The 4,634-nt window shown below is 65.9% G+C and carries 7 protein-coding genes; 3 read left to right on the forward strand and 4 right to left on the reverse strand.

What is annotated here, in order from left to right:
- Positions 1-88: 88 nt before the first annotated feature.
- The 4 genes from DBR36_RS16520 to DBR36_RS16535 all read right to left on the reverse strand — a co-directional run bounded on the left by DBR36_RS16520 (position 89) and on the right by DBR36_RS16535 (position 2,173).
- Entirely contained in the window at positions 89-604 is a 516-nt protein-coding gene (locus DBR36_RS16520; RefSeq protein ID WP_181373664.1) for a signal peptidase II, read from the reverse strand.
- A complete protein-coding gene (locus DBR36_RS16525; RefSeq protein ID WP_108320784.1) occupies positions 601-1,212 on the reverse strand; it encodes a cadmium resistance transporter in 612 nt (203 codons plus the stop codon). The genes DBR36_RS16520 and DBR36_RS16525 overlap by 4 nt, the downstream gene beginning before the upstream one ends.
- Positions 1,209-1,541 carry a helix-turn-helix transcriptional regulator gene (locus DBR36_RS16530; protein ID WP_108320785.1) on the reverse strand — a complete coding sequence of 111 codons (333 nt, stop codon included), beginning with the start codon at positions 1,539-1,541 and terminating at the stop codon, positions 1,209-1,211. The genes DBR36_RS16525 and DBR36_RS16530 overlap by 4 nt, the downstream gene beginning before the upstream one ends.
- A 242-nt stretch (positions 1,542-1,783) precedes the next feature.
- Positions 1,784-2,173: a heavy metal-responsive transcriptional regulator gene (locus tag DBR36_RS16535; protein WP_108320786.1), complete on the reverse strand. Its 390-nt coding sequence runs from the start codon at positions 2,171-2,173 to the stop codon at positions 1,784-1,786.
- A gap of 101 nt (positions 2,174-2,274) precedes the next feature.
- Here DBR36_RS16535 and merA point away from each other — a divergent pair, with 101 nt between their 5' ends.
- From merA to DBR36_RS16550, 3 genes are all read left to right on the forward strand, one after another.
- A complete protein-coding gene (merA, locus tag DBR36_RS16540) occupies positions 2,275-3,699 on the forward strand; it encodes a mercury(II) reductase (RefSeq protein ID WP_108320787.1) in 1,425 nt (474 codons plus the stop codon).
- 44 nt (positions 3,700-3,743) lie between these two features.
- Positions 3,744-4,400 (forward strand): organomercurial lyase MerB, encoded by a 657-nt coding sequence (merB, locus tag DBR36_RS16545; RefSeq protein WP_108320788.1) that lies wholly within the window; start codon positions 3,744-3,746, stop codon positions 4,398-4,400.
- 29 nt (positions 4,401-4,429) lie between these two features.
- Positions 4,430-4,634 (forward strand): hypothetical protein (locus tag DBR36_RS16550; protein ID WP_108320789.1); only part of this gene is annotated, 205 nt, incomplete at its 3' end.

Raw genomic sequence — 4,634 nt, forward strand, 5'->3', positions numbered from 1 at the left:
ATCGCGGCGGGCACCGCCCTCCGCCACCCGCGAAGGGCCCGCACGAATACCCGTGCGGGCCCTCCTCGTTCCCAGATCAGCCGCGGTGCTAGGAACCGTCACCGGTGCTCCCGCTGATGGGAGCGTGGTCTCGACGGAGCAGATACAAGGCTGCCCACCCGAGCAGGCCGAGCGTTGTGAAGATGTCAGCCACGTTGAAGATGGCGAACCAGTCGACAGCGATGAAGTCGACCACCTCTCCGCTGAGCGGTCCGGTTTCAGCGCGTGTGGTGCGGTCCCACAGGTTGCCGATCGCGCCGCCGGCGGCGGCAGCCAGCAGCGCAGTAGCGCCCATGCTCTGCCTCCGCAGCACTCGGATGACGATCCACGTGAGCAGCGCGGCGACAAGGACCATAACGCCGACGACAAGCGGCGCTCCCACATCGCCGCCGAGACCGAATGCGACCCCAGGGTTGAACACGAGGCGCAGGGATACGCCCAGCCCAAGGTCGATATCACGGCCTCCGTCGAGGTAGGACAGGGCCCACGCTTTGGTGAGTTGGTCGACCGTGAAGGCGGCAACTACGGCAGCAGCGGCAGCGAGGAGGCGTGTGAACCTGCTCACGACAGGACTTCGATGAGACGAACGATCACGCCGGACTCGACCAGGATGTACAGACCCAACCCGATGAACACGGCCGGCACGAGCCAGTGCTCGATCTTCTCAAGAGCCTCTGTGACAGCCTTGCTGGTACCCACGAAGCGGGCGATAAGACACCACACGGCAACGAGTACCAAGAACACGATGATGGTAACGATGGTGTCCGGAACCGGGTTGGTGCGGAAGACAGGTGTGTACAGCGAGATGTTGTCGGCACCGTTCGCGATGGTAATGCCGGCAACTCCGAGCAGGCCCCCGGCGCTGATGGAGCTTTCGTCGTCGTCGTCATCGTCGCCGCGATGTCGGAGCGTACGAATCAGCCCGTACACACCGATCGCAAGTGGGACCAGGCCCAGCAGCCCGACCCATTCATCCGGAACGATGGTGAGGCCTGCGGCGGCGAGGCTGCTGATTGCGACCAGAGCGATGAAGCCGAGGTACTGTCCGGCCACGACCTTCCATCCCGGGAGGGCTCCGCGTGCGGACGCGAGAAACAGAACGGTGAGGACGACGATGTCGTCGATGTTCGTCGCCGCGAACAGGCCGATGGCGGCCACGATGGTTCCGATCATCGGGCGTCGCTCCCGTACGTCTTGCACAGATCGACCTTGAAACCCGTCGCGGCGAGGAGTCGCTCGGCCGCTTCGAGAACATCGATCACCTCGGGAGTGGAGACAGAGTAAAAGTTCTGTCGGCCCTCACTGCGGGCAACAACGAGTCCGCATTCGCGGAGGCATCCAACGTGCTCTGACACGGTTGACTGCGCCAAGCCGAGTTCGTCGGTGAGGTCCCTCACCCGCGCTTCACCAACGGACAGCCGACGCAGGATCGTCAGGCGACTGTGATCGGCAAGAGAGTGGAACAGAGATACAGCAGCTGCGAGCTCTTGTGTCATCGGCATGTGACGATCATATCGGTAACTGCCGATTAATAAGTGGTGCGAAGCCGATCGGTTTCGCACCACCCGCAGGGGCCGTCGACGAGGTGCCGGAATTGTGACTGATGACGCTCTTTGGCGGTGTTCTTGCAGTGCTGTTTGGCGGCGGTCATCCGATGTCGCGGTGATGGTCTCGAGTCCGTCCTCTCCGCCCGGGGATCACCGGAGACGACTCATAGTTCTCAGACCTCTCGATCGGGGCGCTGCTATAGGTAGCGGCAGACCTGGTCGGTGCTGCAGGTGTCGGGCTCGACGTGGTCTGCCTGGTCGCGTAGCGCGGCGAGGGTGTCGCGGAGGTCGTGGAGCTGTGCGAGTTGCTGGTCGATGTCAGCGAGGCGTGTGTCGAGCAGGTCGCGAACATGGTTGCAGGGGGCTTGGCCGTGGTCGCGGATGTCGAGGATCTGCCGGATTTGGGCCAGGGTGAGTCCGGCTGCTTGACCGCGGTGGATGAAGTTGATACGGGCAAGCGCCGCAGTCGTGTAGTCGCGGTAGCCGCTGGGTGTGCGCTCGGTCGCGGGTAGGAGTCCCTGGTCTTCGTAAAACCGCAGCGTCTTTGCGGTCGTCTCGGCCGCCTCAGCGAGTTCACCGATCCGCATTATCGACGCTCCTTCGTCAGAGGACTTGACCTTCCACCGCACAGGAAGGTTGATGATGACTGTAGCAGCGAATGTTCGCGATAGGTCCGGGAGGGATCGGAATGCAGTCGAGGTTTGATCTGGCCGTGATCGGATCGGGTGGTGCGGCGTTCGCCGCTGCGATCCGCGCCACCATGCTGGGCAAGTCGGTGGTGATGGTGGAGCGCGGCACGTTCGGTGGCACGTGCGTGAACACCGGGTGTGTGCCGTCCAAGGCGCTGATCGCTGCCGGTGAGGCCCGCCATGTGGCGGCGGACGCCGGCGCCCGATTCCCAGGGATTGCCGCTACCGCGGGCCCGGTGGACATGCCCGGTCTGGTGCGTGGCAAGCAGGAGCTGGCCGAGGCCATGCGGGGGGAGAAGTACTTCGACGTGGCCGAGGCGTACGGCTGGCCGGTCCGGCAGGGCGACGCAGCCTTCGCTGGCACTCCGGATGCGCCCGTGTTGGAGGTCACCGCTGCCGACGGCACCGTTGAGACCATCGAGACCGCGCATTACCTGATCGCCACGGGCTCCGCCCCCTGGGCCCCGCCCGTCGAGGGGCTCGACGACGTTGGCTACCTGACGTCGACGTCGGCGATGGAGCTGACCGAGGTGCCCGACTCGTTGGTGGTGCTGGGTGGTGGCTCCGTGGCGCTGGAGTTGGCTCAGCTGTTTGCCCGGCTGGGTTCGACGGTGACCATGCTGGTGCGTTCCCGGCTCGCGTCGAAGGAGGAGCCCGAGGTTTCCAAGGCTCTGCAGGAGGTCTTCGCCGACGAGCGCATCCGGGTGGTCCGCCGTGCTGTTCCGACCCGGGTCGTCCGAGACACCGCCACCGGTCAGGTCGTTGTCACGGCGGAGGTCTCCGGCGGTGAGCAGGAGTTCCGTGCGGACGAGATCCTCGTCGCGCTCGGACGCCGCCCGGTCACGGCAGGACTCAACCTCGACGTCGTCGGGGTGAAGACCGGCGACGCCGGACAGGTCGTCGTCACCGACGAACTGCGAACCTCCAACCCTCGAGTCTGGGCGGCCGGGGATGTCACCGGGCACCCCGAGTTCGTCTACGTCGCGGCACGCCACGGCACGCTGGTCGCCGAGAACGCCTTCAACGGAGCGGACGCAGCGGTCGACTACACGCGGATGCCGCGGGTGACGTTCACCAGTCCCGCGATCGGCGCGGTCGGGATGACCGAGAAAGAGGTCATCGCGGCCGGGATCCGCTGCGACTGTCGGGTCCTGCCTCTGCACTATGTGCCTCGTGCGGTGGTGAACCGGGACACCCGCGGGTTCATCAAGATGGTTGCCAACGCCGACACTGGTGAAATCCTCGGCCTCACCGCGGTCGCTCAGGACGCGGGCGAGCTCGCCGCCGCCGGCGTCTACATCCTCGGCAAGACCATCACCGAGGTCGCCGACGCGTGGGCCCCGTATCTGACCATGGCCGAGGGCATCCGTATCGTCGCGAAAGCGTTCACCACCGACGTCTCGAAACTGTCCTGCTGTGCCTGACAGTGCACCGACGCACGCACCCCATCAGAACTGGATCAATTACGATGACGAACCTTGCTACCGACCTGATCGACCGTCTCGCCGGATCCGCCGAGACAACCCTGCTGGTCCCGTTGCTCCGGCTGCTTGCGGATGGTGACCCGGTTAGTATCGACGACCTCGCGGCCGCCGCCGCTCTCACTGCCGACGAGGTCCGCGCCCGCCTGGCCGCGATGCCGGACACCGAGTACGACGACCAGGGCCGGATCATCGGCCAAGGCCTCACCCTGCGCCCCACCCGGCACCGGTTCACCGTCGCCGGTGAGGAGCTCTACACCTGGTGCGCCCTTGACACTCTGATCTTCCCCACCCTTATCGGCCGTCCCGCGCGGATCGAGTCGGTCTCCCCGGCCAGCGGCGACACAATCCGGGTCACGGTCGATCCGACCGCCGGTGTCACCAGCGTGGAACCAATCACCGCAGTCGTCTCCCTGGTCGACCCCGGGAATCTGCCGTCGATCCGCTCCTCGTTCTGCAACCAGGTCCACTACTTCACCTCTCCGGAAGACGCAGGCGGCTGGCTTGCAGAGCACCCGGAAGGCCGGGTACTGTCCGTCGCCGAAGCCTTCGGGCTTGGCCGCAACCTCCTCCCCGAAACGCTTGCACGTCCAGTCAGCGGCACAGGAGACGGCAGCTACCGCGGGCCGGACGCGTGCTGCTGAACCAGCCCACCTCACGGACGAAGATGGCGATGTCGCCTCACGATGACAACCGAACCGGGGGTGGTCTGCTCATGGCGCTGGGCGCGGCCTTCCTCGTGGTCGCCTGCTGCGCCCTGGGCCCGCTGCTTGCCGCGGGCGGCGCGATCACAGGAATCGGTGCCCTCCTGCACAACCCGTGGGCGATAGCAGGCGGAGTCGGGCTCCTGATCCTCGCGGCCCTGGCGAGCACCATCG

This window comes from Microbacterium sp. HMWF026 (genome assembly GCF_003061325.1).
GTDB lineage: Bacteria > Actinomycetota > Actinomycetes > Actinomycetales > Microbacteriaceae > Microbacterium > Microbacterium testaceum_E.

Bases quoted from the DNA above. Each gene is read 5' to 3' on its own strand.
- DBR36_RS16525 (WP_108320784.1), bottom strand. From the start codon at position 1,212: ATGATCGGAACCATCGTGGCCGCCATCGGCCTGTTCGCGGCGACGAAC.
- DBR36_RS16530 (WP_108320785.1), bottom strand. From the start codon at position 1,541: ATGCCGATGACACAAGAGCTCGCAGCTGCTGTATCTCTGTTCCACTCT.
- DBR36_RS16535 (WP_108320786.1), bottom strand. From the start codon at position 2,173: ATGCGGATCGGTGAACTCGCTGAGGCGGCCGAGACGACCGCAAAGACG.
- merA (WP_108320787.1), top strand. From the start codon at position 2,275: ATGCAGTCGAGGTTTGATCTGGCCGTGATCGGATCGGGTGGTGCGGCG.
- merB (WP_108320788.1), top strand. From the start codon at position 3,744: ATGACGAACCTTGCTACCGACCTGATCGACCGTCTCGCCGGATCCGCC.